This is a genomic window from Sphingomonas sp. ID1715, from assembly GCF_013044515.1.
GTDB lineage: Bacteria > Pseudomonadota > Alphaproteobacteria > Sphingomonadales > Sphingomonadaceae > Sphingomonas_B.
Genome location: NZ_JABEPR010000002.1, coordinates 203,842 through 218,511 on the forward strand (window position 1 = coordinate 203,842; position 14,670 = coordinate 218,511).

The 14,670-nt window shown below is 65.7% G+C and carries 17 protein-coding genes; 12 read left to right on the top strand and 5 right to left on the bottom strand.

Annotation, left to right across the window (positions count from 1 at the left end):
* Positions 1 to 89 precede the first annotated feature (89 nt).
* Positions 90 to 1,337 (bottom strand): 5-aminolevulinate synthase, encoded by a 1,248-nt coding sequence (gene hemA / locus HJG53_RS05860; protein ID WP_171128534.1) that lies wholly within the window; start codon positions 1,335 to 1,337, stop codon positions 90 to 92.
* 149 nt (positions 1,338 to 1,486) lie between these two features.
* On the opposite strand from hemA, the gene ccoN reads away from it, so the two are divergent.
* From ccoN to HJG53_RS05915, 11 genes are read left to right on the top strand one after another with little or no spacing between them, the layout of a single operon-like run.
* On the top strand, positions 1,487 to 3,184 hold the full coding sequence (ccoN, locus tag HJG53_RS05865) for a cytochrome-c oxidase, cbb3-type subunit I (protein WP_171128537.1): 1,698 nt from the start codon (positions 1,487 to 1,489) through the stop codon (positions 3,182 to 3,184).
* Between the two features lie 11 nt (positions 3,185 to 3,195).
* Positions 3,196 to 3,930 carry a cytochrome-c oxidase, cbb3-type subunit II gene (ccoO, locus tag HJG53_RS05870; protein WP_171128540.1) on the top strand — a complete coding sequence of 245 codons (735 nt, stop codon included), beginning with the start codon at positions 3,196 to 3,198 and terminating at the stop codon, positions 3,928 to 3,930.
* Complete coding sequence (locus tag HJG53_RS05875; protein ID WP_171128542.1) at positions 3,927 to 4,091, top strand: cbb3-type cytochrome c oxidase subunit 3; 165 nt, start codon at positions 3,927 to 3,929, stop codon at positions 4,089 to 4,091. Before ccoO ends, HJG53_RS05875 begins: the two co-directional genes overlap by 4 nt.
* The gene (gene ccoP / locus HJG53_RS05880; protein ID WP_171128544.1) at positions 4,084 to 4,935 is read left to right on the top strand and encodes a cytochrome-c oxidase, cbb3-type subunit III; all 852 of its coding nucleotides are present in this window, start codon (positions 4,084 to 4,086) and stop codon (positions 4,933 to 4,935) included. Before HJG53_RS05875 ends, ccoP begins: the two co-directional genes overlap by 8 nt.
* 10 nt (positions 4,936 to 4,945) lie before the next feature.
* Positions 4,946 to 6,388: a cytochrome c oxidase accessory protein CcoG gene (gene ccoG / locus HJG53_RS05885; RefSeq protein ID WP_171129645.1), complete on the top strand. Its 1,443-nt coding sequence runs from the start codon at positions 4,946 to 4,948 to the stop codon at positions 6,386 to 6,388.
* 9 nt (positions 6,389 to 6,397) lie between these two features.
* Complete coding sequence (locus tag HJG53_RS05890; RefSeq protein WP_368039517.1) at positions 6,398 to 6,835, top strand: FixH family protein; 438 nt, start codon at positions 6,398 to 6,400, stop codon at positions 6,833 to 6,835.
* Complete coding sequence (locus HJG53_RS05895) at positions 6,832 to 8,946, top strand: heavy metal translocating P-type ATPase (protein ID WP_368039518.1); 2,115 nt, start codon at positions 6,832 to 6,834, stop codon at positions 8,944 to 8,946. The genes HJG53_RS05890 and HJG53_RS05895 overlap by 4 nt, the downstream gene beginning before the upstream one ends.
* Positions 8,943 to 9,089 carry a cbb3-type cytochrome oxidase assembly protein CcoS gene (ccoS, locus tag HJG53_RS05900; protein WP_171128546.1) on the top strand — a complete coding sequence of 49 codons (147 nt, stop codon included), beginning with the start codon at positions 8,943 to 8,945 and terminating at the stop codon, positions 9,087 to 9,089. The genes HJG53_RS05895 and ccoS overlap by 4 nt, the downstream gene beginning before the upstream one ends.
* Positions 9,086 to 9,286: a hypothetical protein gene (locus HJG53_RS05905; RefSeq protein WP_171128548.1), complete on the top strand. Its 201-nt coding sequence runs from the start codon at positions 9,086 to 9,088 to the stop codon at positions 9,284 to 9,286. Before ccoS ends, HJG53_RS05905 begins: the two co-directional genes overlap by 4 nt.
* A 42-nt stretch (positions 9,287 to 9,328) precedes the next feature.
* On the top strand, positions 9,329 to 10,645 hold the full coding sequence (hemN, locus tag HJG53_RS05910) for an oxygen-independent coproporphyrinogen III oxidase (protein ID WP_171128550.1): 1,317 nt from the start codon (positions 9,329 to 9,331) through the stop codon (positions 10,643 to 10,645).
* Complete coding sequence (locus HJG53_RS05915; RefSeq protein ID WP_171128552.1) at positions 10,642 to 11,313, top strand: Crp/Fnr family transcriptional regulator; 672 nt, start codon at positions 10,642 to 10,644, stop codon at positions 11,311 to 11,313. The genes hemN and HJG53_RS05915 overlap by 4 nt, the downstream gene beginning before the upstream one ends.
* Here the strand turns inward: HJG53_RS05915 and HJG53_RS05920 are convergent.
* From HJG53_RS05920 to HJG53_RS05935, 4 genes are all read right to left on the bottom strand, one after another.
* Complete coding sequence (locus tag HJG53_RS05920; RefSeq protein WP_171128554.1) at positions 11,310 to 11,960, bottom strand: OmpW family protein; 651 nt, start codon at positions 11,958 to 11,960, stop codon at positions 11,310 to 11,312. The genes HJG53_RS05915 and HJG53_RS05920 overlap by 4 nt on opposite strands.
* Positions 11,961 to 12,160: 200 nt before the next feature.
* Positions 12,161 to 12,361, bottom strand: a complete 201-nt coding sequence (locus HJG53_RS05925) for a hypothetical protein (protein WP_171128556.1) — start codon at positions 12,359 to 12,361, stop codon at positions 12,161 to 12,163.
* 66 nt (positions 12,362 to 12,427) lie between these two features.
* Positions 12,428 to 13,048 (bottom strand): response regulator FixJ, encoded by a 621-nt coding sequence (fixJ, locus tag HJG53_RS05930; RefSeq protein ID WP_171128557.1) that lies wholly within the window; start codon positions 13,046 to 13,048, stop codon positions 12,428 to 12,430.
* Complete coding sequence (locus HJG53_RS05935; protein ID WP_171128559.1) at positions 13,041 to 14,186, bottom strand: sensor histidine kinase; 1,146 nt, start codon at positions 14,184 to 14,186, stop codon at positions 13,041 to 13,043. The genes fixJ and HJG53_RS05935 overlap by 8 nt, the downstream gene beginning before the upstream one ends.
* Before the next feature lie 75 nt (positions 14,187 to 14,261).
* Between HJG53_RS05935 and HJG53_RS05940 the strand changes: the two genes are divergently transcribed.
* Positions 14,262 to 14,633 (top strand): hypothetical protein, encoded by a 372-nt coding sequence (locus HJG53_RS05940; protein ID WP_171128562.1) that lies wholly within the window; start codon positions 14,262 to 14,264, stop codon positions 14,631 to 14,633.
* Positions 14,634 to 14,670 lie beyond the last annotated feature (37 nt).

A 14,670-nucleotide genomic window follows, 5' to 3' on the forward strand; every position in this document is an offset into this window, starting at 1 on the left:
GGTCAAGCGCCCTCAAGATGTCCGTTCACATGGTTATGGTGCGTCAGGCCGCTTCGGAAGCACCTCTCGCGTCGGCCGACGGCTAAGGCTCAAGCCGCCCGTTTCAGTTCGAGCCGGCCGAAGATCTCGACCAGTGCGTCGGTCAGTTCCTGCATCATCTCGGCCGTGTGGCTCGGGCCGGGGGTGAAGCGGAGCCGTTCGGTGCCGCGCGGCACGGTCGGGTAGTTGATCGGCTGGACGTAAACGCCATACTCGGCGAGCAGGATGTCGCTGATCCGCTTGGCCTTGACCGGATCGCCGATCATCACCGGCACGATGTGGGTGGTCGACGGCATCACCGGCAGGCCCGCGTCTGCGAACATGCGCTTCAGGCTAGCGGCCGCCGCCTGCTGGCCGTCGCGCTCGGCGCTCGATGCCTTCAGGTGCCGCACGCTTGCGAGCACGCCCGCGACCAGCACCGGCGACAGGCTGGTCGTGAAGATGAAGCCCGGCGCATAGGAGCGGATCACGTCCACGATCACCTGGTCCGCCGCGATATAGCCGCCCATGACGCCGAATGCCTTGCCGAGCGTCCCTTCGATGATGGTCAGCCGGTGCGCGACCTCGTCCCGCTCGGAGATGCCGCCGCCGCGCGCGCCGTACATGCCGACCGCATGCACTTCGTCGAGATAGGTGAGCGCACCGTATTTGTCGGCCAGGTCGCAGATCGCCGCGATCGGCGCCACGTCGCCGTCCATCGAATAGACGCTCTCGAACGCGATCAGCTTGGGCGTATCCGGGTCTTCGGCGGCGAGCAGCTCTTCCAGATGCGCGACATCATTGTGCCGCCACACCCGCTTCTCGCACCCTGAGTTGCGGATGCCGGCGATCATCGAGGCGTGGTTGAGTTCGTCGGAAAAGATCACGCAGCCGGGCAGGATCTTGGCGAGCGTCGACAGCGTCGCCTCGTTCGAGACATAGCCCGAGGTGAACAGCAAAGCCGCTTCCTTGCCGTGCAGGTCGGCAAGCTCGGCCTCCAGATCGACATGATAATGGGTGTTGCCGCCGATGTTGCGCGTGCCGCCGGAGCCCGCGCCGACATCGTGCAGCGCCTCCTCCATCGCCGCGATCACCTTCGGATGCTGGCCCATCGCCAGATAGTCGTTCGAGCACCAGACCGTGATCGGCTTCGGACCATTATGCCCGGCAAAGCAGCGCGCGTTGGGGAACATCCCCTTGTTGCGCAAAATGTCGATGAACACCCGGTACCGACCCTCGGCATGCAACCGACCGATCGCCTGGGTGAAGATCTGACCATAGTCCGGCTGGGGCCTGGCGGTGAGCGGCACGATTTCCATGGCTCCCCAGATAGTTGAGCGCGGCCCCGCACCCCATCCGTAGAACTCCGTATCGATTGTGCACGTGCGAAACGCCATTCGCTCCCAATCGGACGAGGCGGCCTGCCGCTCCGTCGAGACGCGTCCGGTGGGGCGCAGGGGACAAGAGAATGGACACGCTGACTTTCAAGACGTTCGGCTGGTTCGCCGTAGCCTTGATCGCCCTAATGGGGATGATGGTGACGGTCGATCAGGCCTTTGCCGTCCATATGGCGATCGCCGGTTCGGCGGCGCTCATCGCCGGCATCTGGGCAATGAAGAATGCCGACTATGCGGTGCTGCAGGGGCTCAAGGCGCCGCGGCCGGCGCCGACCGGCTATGACGATGACCCGATCCGCTGGGGTGTGATCGCGACCCTGTTCTGGGGTGTCGCCGGATTCCTGGCCGGCCTCTATATCGCGCTGCAGCTTGCCTTTCCGGCGCTGAACCTGGGGCTGGAATATACGAGCTTCGGGCGATTGCGACCGCTGCACACCTCCGCCGTCATCTTCGCGTTCGGCGGCAATGCGCTGATCGCGACCAGCTTCTGGGTGGTGCAGCGTACCTGCCGCGCCCGGCTGGCCTTCCCCGCGCTCGCGCGCTTCGTCTTCTGGGGCTACCAGCTGTTTATCGTGCTGGCCGCGACCGGCTATCTGATGGGCGTTACCGGCGGCCGCGAATATGCCGAGCCCGAATGGTATGTCGATCTGTGGCTGACCCTGGTCTGGGTCGCCTATCTCGCCGTCTTCCTCGGCACGATCGTCAAGCGCCAGGAGCCGCATATCTACGTGGCCAACTGGTTCTTCCTGTCATTCATCGTGACCGTGGCGATGCTGCACATCGTCAACAATCTGGCGCTGCCGGTCAGCCTGGTCGGCACCAAGAGCTATTCGCTGTTCGCCGGCGTGCAGGATGCGCTCACCCAATGGTGGTACGGCCATAACGCGGTCGGCTTCTTCCTGACTGCCGGCTTCCTCGGCATGATGTATTACTTCGTGCCCAAGCAGGCCGAGCGCCCGGTCTACAGCTACCGGCTGTCGATCGTGCACTTCTGGTCGCTGATCTTCATGTACATCTGGGCCGGGCCCCACCACCTCCACTACACGGCGCTGCCCGACTGGGCGCAGACGCTGGGCATGGTGTTCTCGATCATGCTGTGGATGCCCAGCTGGGGCGGCATGATCAACGGCCTGATGACCCTGCAAGGGGCGTGGGACAAGATCCGCACCGATCCGATCATCCGGATGATGGTGATATCGCTCGCCTTCTACGGCATGTCGACCTTTGAAGGCCCGATGATGTCCATCAAGGCCGTCAACTCGCTGTCGCACTATACCGACTGGACGATCGGGCACGTGCATTCCGGCGCCCTGGGCTGGAACGGCATGATCACCTTCGCCTGCGTGTACTTCATGGTTCCGCGGCTGTGGAAGCGCGAGCGCCTCTACTCGCTGCGCATGATCAACTGGCACTTCTGGTGCGCGACGGCGGGCATCGTCCTCTACGCGAGCTCGATGTGGGTTGCCGGCATCATGCAGGGCCTGATGTGGCGCGAATATGGGCCGGACGGATACCTGGTCTACAGCTTCGCGGAGGTCGTGGCGGCGATGAAGCCCTATTACCTGATCCGCGCAATGGGCGGCGGGCTCTACCTGCTCGGCTTCTCCTTCATGATCTGGAACGTCGTGCAGACGATCCGGGGCAAGCGCCGGGATGAAGCGCCGCTGAGCGACGCCTCCTACGACCCCGACGCCGACCGGCCGATCGGCCCCGCCCGCGTCGCCGCCCCACGTCCCCCGCAAGCGCCCGAGCTGGTGCCGGCCGAGTAAGGACACGAACAATGGCAACCAAAATCCTCGACCATGGCAAGATCGAGCGGAACGTCACGCTCCTGCTCGTCCTCGCCCTCATCACGGTCGCGATCGGCGGCATCGTGGAGATCGCGCCGCTCTTCTGGATCGACTCCACGATCGAGAAGGTGAAGGGCGTCCGGCCCTATACACCGCTCGAGCAGGCCGGCCGCGACATCTATGTCCGCGAAGGCTGCTACAACTGCCACAGCCAGATGATCCGCCCCTTCCGGGACGAGACCGAACGCTATGGCCATTACAGCCTGGCCGCAGAGTCGATGTACGACCATCCGTTCCAATGGGGGTCGAAGCGAACCGGGCCGGACCTGGCACGCGTCGGCGGACGCTATTCGGACGAATGGCACGTCCAGCACCTGAAGGACCCGCGCGCCGTGGTGCCGGAGTCGATCATGCCGGGCTATGCCTTTCTGGCCGAGCGCGAGTTGAAGACGCCGGACGCGTCCGCCACGCTGACCGCGCTGCGGCGGGTAGGCGTCCCCTATTCCGACGCGCAGGTGAAGAACGCCGCTGCCGACATGACGGCGCAGGCCGATCCAGAAGCGGACACCGCCGCCTTCGCCAAGCGCTATCCGGGTGTCGCCGTGCGCGACTGGGACGGTGACCCCAAGCGGGTGACCGAGATGGATGCGCTCGTCGCCTATCTGCAGATGCTCGGCACCCTGGTCGATACCAAGGCGGCCGCCGCGCAGGAGGAAGCGAAGTGAATTACCATTTCGCGCGCGAGTTCGCGGACAGCTGGGGTCTCGTCTTCCTGCTGCTGCTTTTCCTGACGGCATTGTGGCGCGCGCTGCGTCCCTCCGCCTGGGCCCAACATGAAAGCGCGCGGCTGATCCCGCTGCGCGACGAGGAGCCGAACAATGGCTGATATCGTTGAACAGACCACCGGCCATGAATGGGACGGCATCGAAGAGCGGGACACCCCGCTGCCGCGCTGGTGGCTGTGGACCTTCTACGCCACGATCGTCTTCGCCATCGGATATTGCATCGCCTATCCGGCCATCCCGTTCCTGAACAGCGCGTCGCAGGGCATGCTCGGCTGGACGAGCCGCGGGGCACTGGCCGACGAACAGGCACAGGTGAAGAAGTCGCGCGCCGGCATCGAGCATCAGCTCGCCAGCCTCGACGTCGAACAGATTGCAGCCAATCCCACGCTGATGCGCACCGCGGTCGAAGGCGGCCGTGCGGCGTTCAAGGTCAACTGCGTCCAGTGCCATGGATCGGGTGCGGCGGGCTCCAAGGGCTATCCGAACCTCAACGACAATGAATGGCTGTGGGGCGGCGACCTGAAGACCATCCGTGCCACGCTGGAACATGGCATCCGCCAGCCCGGCGACGACACCACCCGGATGAGCCAGATGCCCGCCTTCGGCCGCGACGGCATCCTGAAGCCCGAGCAGGTCGAAGACGTGGTCTCGTATGTGCGCTTCATGGGCAAGGCGGAGAAGAACAGCGCGTCCGCCCAGCGCGGCGCGGCGCTGTTCGAAGCGAATTGCGTTGCCTGTCACGGCCCCGATCTGAAGGGCAACCGCGAGCTCGGCGCGCCCAATCTGGTCGACGCCATCTGGCTCTATGGCGGCGACCGCGAGTCGATCATCCAGACCGTCACCAATGCGCGCTACGGCGTGATGCCGGCCTGGAACAGGAAGCTGGATCCGGCCACCCTCAACATGCTGGCCGCCTATGTGCACAGCCTGGGCGGCGGCGAATAACATGGGCGTGATGGAGCGCGTGGAGGAGAAGAAGCCGCTCTACGCCAAGCGGCAGGACATTTTTCCCCGCAAGGTCGACGGCTTTTTCCGGCGCCTGAAATGGGCGATCATGGCCGTCACGCTCCTGATCTATTATGTGACGCCATGGCTGCGCTGGGATCGGGGGCCATACGCTCCCGATCAGGCCGTGCTGGTCGATCTCGCGCATCGCCGCTTCTACTTCTTCGCGATCGAGATCTGGCCGCACGAATTCTATTACGTCGCCGGCCTGCTGGTGATGGCAGGCATCGGCCTGTTCCTGATCACCTCGGCGGTGGGACGTGCCTGGTGCGGCTATGCCTGTCCGCAGACAGTCTGGACCGACCTGTTCCTGCACATCGAACGCTGGATTGACGGCGACCGCAATGCCCAGATCAGGCTCCGCAAGGCGCCACTCAGCCTGGAGAAGGTCGCGAAACGGGTCGCCAAGCACAGCCTGTGGCTGTTGGTCGGGCTGCTGACCGGCGGCGCCTGGGTCTTCTACTTCGCCGACGCGCCGACGCTCTTGCGCGACCTGGCCACGGGCCAGGCGGCCTATGTCGCCTACGCGACGGTCGCGACGCTGACCGCCACCACCTATGTCTTTGCCGGGTGGATGCGGGAGCAGGTGTGCAACTATATGTGCCCCTGGCCGCGGATCCAATCTGCCATGCTCGACGAACGGTCGTTGATCGTCACCTATAAGGACTGGCGCGGCGAACCGCGCACCCACGGGCTGAAGCGGCAGCTCGACGTGATCGACGTCAATGCGAAAAGCGGTGACTGCATCGACTGCATGGCCTGCGTGCAGGTCTGCCCCGCCGGCATCGATATCCGCAACGGCGCGCAGCTCGAATGCATCACCTGCGCGCTGTGCATCGACGCGTGCGACGAGATGATGGCGAAGATCGGCCGTCCGCGCGGGCTGATCGACTATGCGACGCTGGAGGACTGCAAGGTAGAAGCGGCGGGCGCGCCGCCGGTGCCGATCAAGCGGACGCTGCTGCGGTCGCGCACCCTTCTCTATTTCGGCCTGTGGTCCGCGATCGGCATTGCGATGGTGCTGTCGCTGGGCGCTCGCGTCCGCCTCGACCTGTCCGTCGCGCAGGAGCGCAACCCGCTTTATGTGCAGATGTCGAACGGCGACATCCGCAATGCCTATACGATCAAGATCCGGAACATGGAGGCGCGGCCCCGCGCCGTGCGCGTCATCGTCGAGGGACTGCCCGGCGCCACCATGTGGGACTCGCTTGCAAACGAAAGACAGGCCGCGACCAGCCTGACGCTGACCGTGCCCGCCGATCAGGTTGAAAAGCGGCGCATTTATGTCCGCGCGCCGCGTTCGGGTCCGGGAAACTACGCATTGAGAGTGGAGGCCCTGGACGGCGACAAGGCCGGCGACACCGACGAGGTTCGGTTCGAACGTCCAGAGTAGGCTTTTCCTGTGCGCAAATCATTCACCGGCCGCCACATGGCCGCTTCGATGATCGGCTTCTTCGCCGTCGTCATCGGCGTGAACACGGTTATGGCCACGCAGGCGACCCGCACCTTTGGCGGCAAGGTGGTGGAGAACAGCTACGTGGCAAGCCAGGAATTCAACAAGTGGATTGCCGAGGCCGAAGCTCAGGAACGATTGGGGTGGACGACCGACGTGTCCGGTCGGTCGGGCCTGGTCGCTGTCAGGACCGTCGAGGGCGCGGACCTCGCCGCCAACGCGGTTCATCCGCTGGGGCGACTGAAGGAGCTCAAGCTCGCCTTCGTGGAGGTTGCACCCGGACGTTACCTCTCCCGTCAGCCACTCCCGCCAGGGCGCTGGCGCCTCCATCTTCAAGTCCGCCGCGGTGGCGATCGTGCCGCCTATCTGAAGGACATCACCTTGTGAGCGTGGCGGCGCAGCATAGCGAGTTTGCGTTGCCCGGTGTGCGATGCGCCGGATGCATCTCCAAGATCGAAGCCGGCCTCGCGCCGCTCGCCGGCGTCAGCAGCGCCCGCGTGAACTTCACGTCCAAGCGCGTGATGGTCAATCATGTGGCGGAGCTGACGCCGGATGCGATCCGGGCCGAGCTGGAGAAGCTCGGATTCGAGGCGCAGCCGATCACGGCGCGGACGGAGACGCCGGACGACCGCGAGAGCAAGGCGCTGCTGAAAGCGATGGGTGTGGCGGGCTTCGCGGCGATGAACGTGATGCTGCTCGCCATGTCGGTCTGGTCGGGAGCGAGTGGCGCGACCCGTGACCTGTTCCACTGGTTGTGCGCACTGATCGCGATGCCGGCGGTCGCCTATGCCGGCCAGCCCTTCTTCAAGTCGGCCTGGGCGGCGCTTCGGCGCGGCCGCACCAACATGGACGTGCCGATCTCGATCGGCGTGATCCTTGCGACGGCGCTCAGCCTGTTCGAGACGATCGTCGGCGGCAAGCACACCTATTTCGACGGGGCGATCGCACTGCTCTTCTTCCTGCTGATCGGCCGCTATCTCGACAGCATGATGCGCGACCGGGCGCGGCACGGCGTCGCCGCGCTGCTGCGCCAGACGGCGCCCGGCGGCACGATCCTGAGACCGGACGGGACGACTGCCTGGCTGAAGGCCGCGGAGCTGGAGCCCGGCATGACCTTGCTGGTGGCGGCTGGCGAACGGATTGCGGCAGATGGTATGGTCGAGAGCGGCCGCTCCAGCCTCGACTTATCGCTGATCACCGGCGAGAGCCGGCCCGAGTCTGTCGCGCCAGGCGGACGTGTCGTCGCCGGCGCGCTCAACCTTGATGCACCGCTCACCCTGCGGGTCACGGCGGCGGGCGAGCACACCACCATCGCCGAAATCGCGCGGCTGATGGAGGCGGCGGGGCAGAGCCGGTCGCGCTATGTCCGCATCGCCGACCGGGCGGCACGTTACTATGCGCCGGCGGTGCACACGCTGGCGGCATTGAGCGTTGCCGGCTGGATGATCGCCGGCGCGGGCTGGCACGCGTCGTTGCTGATCGCGGTCGCCGTGCTGATCATCACCTGCCCCTGTGCGCTGGGCCTTGCCGTACCGGTGGCGCAGGTGGTCGCCGCTGGTGCGCTGATGAAGCGCGGCATCCTGATCAAGGACGGTTCTGCGCTCGAACGGCTCGCCGAAGCCGATCATGCATGCTTCGACAAGACCGGCACGCTGACGCTCGGCCGGCCGGTCGCGGAACAGCTGCCGCTTTCCGATGAGGAAAAGCCGCTGGCGCTGGCGCTGGCGCGGGCCAGCACTCACCCCATTTCGCGTGCGCTGGCAGCCGCATTGCAGGCGGGGGGCGTGCAGGCGGCCGTGGTGGAGGCGTTGCGGGAAACCCCTGGCCAGGGCGTCGAAGGGCTGTGGAACGGCCAGGTCGTGCGGCTGGGCCGGCCGGACTGGCTGAACGTGCTCGGCGCCGACGAAGATGGCCTGGTCGCGGCGTTCGCGATCGGCCGGTCCGAACCGCGCCTGCTCCGCTTCAGCGACCGGCTGCGTCCCGGCGCGGCCGAGGCCATCGCCGAGCTGCGCCGCCTCGGCATTCAGTCCGAGATCCTGTCCGGCGACCGGCCGCGAGCCGTGTTGCCGGTCGCGAGCGAGCTCGGCCTCGCCGCACGGGCGGGCATGACGCCGCAGGGCAAACTCGCGGCGATCGAAGCGCTCCGCGCCGGCGGCAAGCGCGTGCTGATGGTCGGCGACGGCCTGAACGACGGCCCCGCGCTCGCCGCCGGGCATGTCTCGCTCGCACCCGCTTCCGCGAGCGATGTCGGGCAGACCGCCGCCGACGCGGTGTTCCTCGGCGACAGCCTTGCGCCCGTGCCCGTCGCGGTGCGCGCCGCGCGGCGCACGCTACGCATCGTCAAGCAGAACTTCGTGCTGGCGATCGGCTATAACGTCTTCGCGGTGCCGCTCGCCATCGGTGGCTATGTGACGCCGCTAATCGCCGCCGTTTCGATGTCGACCTCCTCGATCATCGTCATCGCCAACGCCCTGCGCCTGCGGAGTTGCGCTAAATGAGCGGCCTGGCGTTCCTGATTCCCGTCGCCCTCGGCCTCGGCCTCAGCGGCCTGGTCGCCTTCATCTGGTCGCTGAACAACGGCCAATATGAGGATATGGACGGTGCGGCCGTGCGCATCCTGATCGAGGACGAACAGCCGTGACGCCGTTCCCCGCCCTCGCCGCCGCGCTGATGCTCGCCTGGCCGGTCAGGCCCGTGACGGTGATGACGCTGCACGTCGCGCTCTGCAATGGCGGCAGCACGGACATCCCGATCGACCGCGACCAGCGCGACCGGAGCTGCCCTTCGGCCTGTCACGCGATGCTCTGCCACGGCCGCAAACGGGCTGGATCGGTATAAGTCCGTATTGGTCCACGCCGCGCTTGCCGGCAGATCGGACGCATGTGGCCCTATTATCCCGAACTGCTAGCGCGGCCTGTCCCGCGCTACACCAGCTTCCCGACCGCGGCCGAGTTCCGCGATGCCGTCGGCAGCAGCGATCATGAGGCGGCACTGGCGACGGTCGTGCCGGGCGCGGCCGTTTCGCTCTATCTCCACATCCCCTATTGCGAGCAGATCTGCTGGTATTGCGGCTGCAACACCGGCGCGGCCAACAAGAGCGCCCGCCTCGCCGCCTATCTCGACGCGCTGCACGCGGAGATCGACCTGCTCGCCGGCCGCATTTCCGACCGCGTGCGCATCTCCCGCGTGGCGTTCGGCGGCGGCAGCCCGAACGCGATCGACACCGCCGCCTTTGGCCGCCTCGTCGCGCATCTGAACGATCGCTTCGACACCGGTGATGCGGTGCTGTCGGTGGAACTCGATCCCCGCGGTTATATGCCCGAGTGGACAGACGTACTCGCCCGCGCGCGGGTCACCCGCGCCAGCCTCGGCGTGCAGACCTTCAATCCCAGCGTGCAGGCGAAGATCGGGCGCGTGCAGCCGACGAACCTGATCGCGGAGGTGACCAAGGAACTACGCTCGGTGGGGATCGAGTCGATCAACTTCGACCTCATGTACGGGCTGCCCGGTCAAGACTTGCCGGAGCTGTTCGACTCGCTCGACCAGGCCATTGCGCTCCGTCCGGAACGGCTGGCGGTGTTCGGCTATGCCCATGTGCCGCACCTGATCCCTCGGCAGAAGCGGATCGACGGGGCGGAATTGCCCGACCAGTTCGGCCGCTTCCGGCAGGCCGCCTTCGCGCATCACCTGCTGGTCAAGGCGCGCTATCAACCGGTCGGCTTCGACCATTTCGCCCTGCCTGGTGACGGTCTGGCAGTGGCGGCGCGCGAGGGGCGGCTGCGGCGTAACTTCCAGGGCTTCACCGAGGATCGCGCCGAGGTGCTGATCGGCCTCGGCGCCAGCGCGATTAGCCAATTCCCCGGCCTCCTCACCCAGAACGAGAAGAGCGCCGGACGTTACCGGATGCGCACGCTCGCGGGCCAGTTCGCCACCGAACGCGGCGTCCTCCGCACCGCCGAAGACCAGGCGCGCGGCCGCATCATCGAGCGGCTGCTCTGCCACGGCGCAGCCGACGGCGCGGCACGCTTTCCTGCCGCCCGCGCCTCACTCGATCCCTTCGCGGCGGCCGGCCTGATCGCGCTCGACGAGGATCGGCTGGAGCTGACGGACAGGGCGCTGCCCTATGCGCGGGCCATCGCCGCCTGCTTCGATCCCTATCGCCAGGTCGATCCGCGCCGGTTCAGCAGTGCGGTATGAGCGAGCGGTGCAACAGCTGCCAGGCTTTCGACACGGGGTTGTGCGGTACGCTTTCGGCGCAGGACCTCGACGCGCTGAGCAGGCTCGGCCGTAGCCGCACGCTTTCCCCCGGCCAGGCACTGCTCTGGGAAGGCGAGGAAGCCGTCGTGGTCGCCAATATCAAGTCCGGCGCGGTGAAGCTCTGCATCCTGTCCTCCGACGGTCGGGAGCAGATTGTCGGCCTTGCCCAACCAGGCGACTTCGTTGGCCGACTGTTCGGCGCACAATCGCCCTATAGCGCCATCGCGCTCGGCCCCGTGGAGCTTTGTCTCTTCGGTCAGGCGGAGTTCGAGCAGTTCGCGCGGAACCATGGCGGGCTGGTCTTTAGCCTGTTCCAGCGCACGCTCGACGACCTCGACCGGGCGCGGCGCCAGCTGCTGCTGCTCGGCCGGGGCTCGGCGGAGCAGCGGGTGGCGGCGCTGCTGCTCGCCTTTGCCGGCCAGGACAGGGACGGCGGGCGCTTCGACCTCCCGCTCGGCCGCCAGCAGATGGCCGATCTGCTCGGCCTCACCATCGAGACGGTCAGCCGGCAACTCACGCGCTTCAAGTCCGAAGGCGTGATCGAGCTGGCCGGCCGGCGGGGCGTCGTGCTCGCCCGCGCCGACCAGCTCCAGGCGCTCGCCGCCTAAAAGCGCATGCCCACCCCGGCGCCGAAGACGAAGGGGTTCAGGTTGATGCGCACCCGCTGCGTGCCGGCCGCGGTGGTGTCGAGCCGCGCCGTCGTGTCGATGTCGATATATTTGACGTCGAGGTTCAGGAACAGGTTGCGCCCGACGTCCACGTCCACGCCCGCCTGCGCCGCCCAGCCGACGCTGTCGGACATGCGCACCTTCGTCTTGCCCACCGCCGTGACCAGCCCGCGCGAGGCCTTTTCCGAATAGAAGAGCGTGTAGTTGACGCCAGCGCCGAGATAAGGCCGCACCGGCCCATCCTTCACCGGATGATATTGAAGGGTGAGCGTCGGCGGCAGCACCCAGGTGGAGGCGAGCTTGCCGATCGTGCCCGTCGTGCCGGTGCGGCCCGACGCGCTGTGCTTGGTGGTCGCGGCGATCAGTTCCAGCCCCCAATGGTCGGCCGCCATATAGGTAACGTCCACTTCGGGCATGAAGCTGTTGTTGACCGACACGCGCTCACCCGGGAAGGCGGGCAGCACGCTGCCGGACTTCTCGTTCGGCGCGACCACGATGCCGCGCAGTCGCACCAGAACATCGCCTGCCTCTGCCCACGCAGGAGAAGCGGCCCCCATCAGCATCGCGGCGATGGCCAGATAACGCATTGTCTTCGTCCTTTCGTATGTGTCTGCCATCGCGTTAGAAGCGCTCGCCGCAGCGGACTTTGATTGGGCGCAATTTTGGGGGTGACTAAGGGTAAGTCCCTATGCGCGCCGATCGGGGCCGATCGCCTTCAGTTGACGAAGGGCTGCGCGTCCCTCGCGCGGAGCGCCGGGGCATCATCTGTGGAGACTGTGCTGGCCTCTCAGGCGAAGAGATTATGCTCGCCGTGCTGCGCGATCGGATCTGGCACCTGAAGCTGGGTCCCCTGCTGCTGATGGCGTCTCACAGACAATCCCAGCAACTCGGCTGCGGCAAGAACACCCTCGCCAACGAGCTCAAACGACAACAGCCACAGCCGGAATGCATCGTCGAACAAGCTCGACTGATGATAAACATGGCGCATGGCAAACTCCCGTTTCATCCACGAAGCTTCCCGCAGCGCTGGCGTTGCCGCTATCCGGATGCCTCCTTAAGCCTCCACCACTCCCAATCCGGCGGTGAAGGCAATGCGTAGCGCCTCCGATAGGCTCTTCACATTCAGCTTTGTCATCAGATTGGCTCGGTGGATCTCGACGGTGCGCGGGCTGATGCCGAGATCATAGGCAATGGTCTTGTTGGGTAGTCCTTCGACCAGCCCCCGGAGCACATCGCGCTCGCGCGGAGTCAGCACCTCCAGCCGGGTTGCCGCCTCTTGCGCGCGAAGCTTGCGCACATCGTCTTCCCCGAGCCTCGCAAAGCCTTGGTCGAGCGCCGACATCAACGTTGCCTTCTCGAACGGCTTTTCGATGAAGTCGATCGCGCCCGCCTTCATCGCCCGAACGGCCAGGTTCACGTCGCCATGCCCGGTCATGATGACGACCGGCAGGGTCACACCCTCGCGCGCCATCGCCTGCTGCACCTCCAGCCCATCCAGACCGGGCATCCGGATGTCGAGCAATACGCATCCAGGCGAAAGCTTGGTCGCAGCCTTCAGGAATTCCTCGCCGCAAGTGAATTGCTCCACCTTGTAGCCCGAGGTGCGCAGCATGAAGTTCAGCGACCTGCGGATCGCCTCGTCGTCGTCGACGATATAGACCTGCTTCTCAGTCATTCTGGATCTCGTCTCCCGCCGCCAGGGTGAACTGGAACGCCGTGCCGCCCAAGGGTGACGGTTCCGCCCAGATTCGCCCGCCCTGTGCCTCGATCATCGTCCGGCAGATGGAAAGGCCCAATCCCATGCCCGCATCCTTGGTGCTCTGAAACGGTTCGAACAGATTGGCCCGGATGTTTTCGGAAAGGCCGGGGCCGCTGTCGGCGATCGTGACGTGCACATATTCGCCCTCGCGCTGGGAACGGATCTCGAGCTTCTTGACGGGCGATCCTTCCATCGCCTCGACGGCGTTGCGCACAAGATTGAGCACCACCTGCTGAACCTGGATGCGATCGACCAGCACGAGATTGCCGTCTGGATCGAGATCAAGCGACAGATCGAGGCCCCGATCGCCTCCGCCGGCCAGGGCCAACGCATTCGCTTCGATGATCAACTTATAGAGGCTTTCCACCCTCCGCTCCGCTTCGCCGCGGGCGATGAAATCGCGTAGACGCCGAACGATCTGACCTGCCCGGATCGCCTGGTCGGCAGTCTCGTTGAACGCCTCCTTCAGCATCTCGGCCCCGTCCGGGGTCATCTCCTGGCTGAGCAGATCGCGCGAGGCTTCCATATAGGTCGATATCGCGCTCAGCGGCTGGTTAAGTTCGTGCGCCAGAGCGGCGGCGAGCGTCCCCATGGCGCTGACCCGCGATACGTGGCCGAGTTCGCTCTGCAGATCCTGTAGCCGGCGCTCCGTCTGCTGACGCTCCGTCAGGTCCCGGATGAAACCGGTGAACAGCCGCTCCTCTCCAGTGCGGGCCTCGCCGATCGACAATTCGATGGGGAAGGTCGATCCGTCTCGCCGCCTTGCTGTCGTGACGCGTCCGATGCCGATAATCCGCCGCTCGCCGGTTCGCTTATAGCGTTCAAGATAACCGTCGTGCCGCTCGCGATCAGGCGAGGGCATCAGCATGCTGACATTTTCGCCCAGCACATCTGCCTCGGAATAACCGAACATGCGCTCCGCTGCAGCGCTAAATGATAGGATCTTGCCTTGGGGGTCGATCACCACCATCGCATCCTGCACAGTGGATAGAATGGAGCGGAGATGAGCCTCGCTTAGGGTGTGAAGCGATTGAGAAGCAGCGGTCGACGGCATCGGCTCATTTCACCGGACGTGCGCTCCGTATCAATGCGTATTTCGACCTAGCTCTGCAGTGGCCATTTTCAAACCATGAAATGGAAGACCATCCGCCTGGAACTGGCCCGATCGCCCCGTTTCCCGAACGGATCGGCGAGTCGTGCCTATCTGCTCCACCTGCCCCTGGACGATGAGGGGCTGGTCGACGACGGAGAATTTCGCCGCTCACCCGCGCTTGCGACGGTCCGACGCCATTGGCCCAATGAGCGCGACCGGTCCGGCTATGTCATCCGCAAGCCGAACGGCTGGGCATTTTCCTATGCCGTAGGTGACGCCGACGACGAGGATCTCTTCCATCTGGAATCGCACCCGCTGAAGCCGGGCGAATATGTGACCATCACCGAGCCCGACGGCGACCGTTTGCCCTATCGCGTCGTGGCCGCGGAGGGTCAAATGGCGGCATGAACGCCGCCGATTCGTATGCATCGAAGCTCGTCAGCGC

Excerpts from the sequence above, each read along its gene's own strand:
- hemA (WP_171128534.1), bottom strand. The coding sequence starts at position 1,337 with ATGGAAATCGTGCCGCTCACCGCCAGGCCCCAGCCGGACTATGGTCAG.
- ccoN (WP_171128537.1), top strand. The coding sequence starts at position 1,487 with ATGGACACGCTGACTTTCAAGACGTTCGGCTGGTTCGCCGTAGCCTTG.
- ccoO (WP_171128540.1), top strand. The coding sequence starts at position 3,196 with ATGGCAACCAAAATCCTCGACCATGGCAAGATCGAGCGGAACGTCACG.
- ccoP (WP_171128544.1), top strand. The coding sequence starts at position 4,084 with ATGGCTGATATCGTTGAACAGACCACCGGCCATGAATGGGACGGCATC.
- ccoG (WP_171129645.1), top strand. The coding sequence starts at position 4,946 with ATGGAGCGCGTGGAGGAGAAGAAGCCGCTCTACGCCAAGCGGCAGGAC.
- ccoS (WP_171128546.1), top strand. The coding sequence starts at position 8,943 with ATGAGCGGCCTGGCGTTCCTGATTCCCGTCGCCCTCGGCCTCGGCCTC.
- hemN (WP_171128550.1), top strand. The coding sequence starts at position 9,329 with ATGTGGCCCTATTATCCCGAACTGCTAGCGCGGCCTGTCCCGCGCTAC.
- HJG53_RS05915 (WP_171128552.1), top strand. The coding sequence starts at position 10,642 with ATGAGCGAGCGGTGCAACAGCTGCCAGGCTTTCGACACGGGGTTGTGC.
- HJG53_RS05920 (WP_171128554.1), bottom strand. The coding sequence starts at position 11,960 with ATGCGTTATCTGGCCATCGCCGCGATGCTGATGGGGGCCGCTTCTCCT.
- HJG53_RS05925 (WP_171128556.1), bottom strand. The coding sequence starts at position 12,361 with ATGCGCCATGTTTATCATCAGTCGAGCTTGTTCGACGATGCATTCCGG.
- fixJ (WP_171128557.1), bottom strand. The coding sequence starts at position 13,048 with ATGACTGAGAAGCAGGTCTATATCGTCGACGACGACGAGGCGATCCGC.
- HJG53_RS05935 (WP_171128559.1), bottom strand. The coding sequence starts at position 14,186 with ATGCCGTCGACCGCTGCTTCTCAATCGCTTCACACCCTAAGCGAGGCT.
- HJG53_RS05940 (WP_171128562.1), top strand. The coding sequence starts at position 14,262 with ATGAAATGGAAGACCATCCGCCTGGAACTGGCCCGATCGCCCCGTTTC.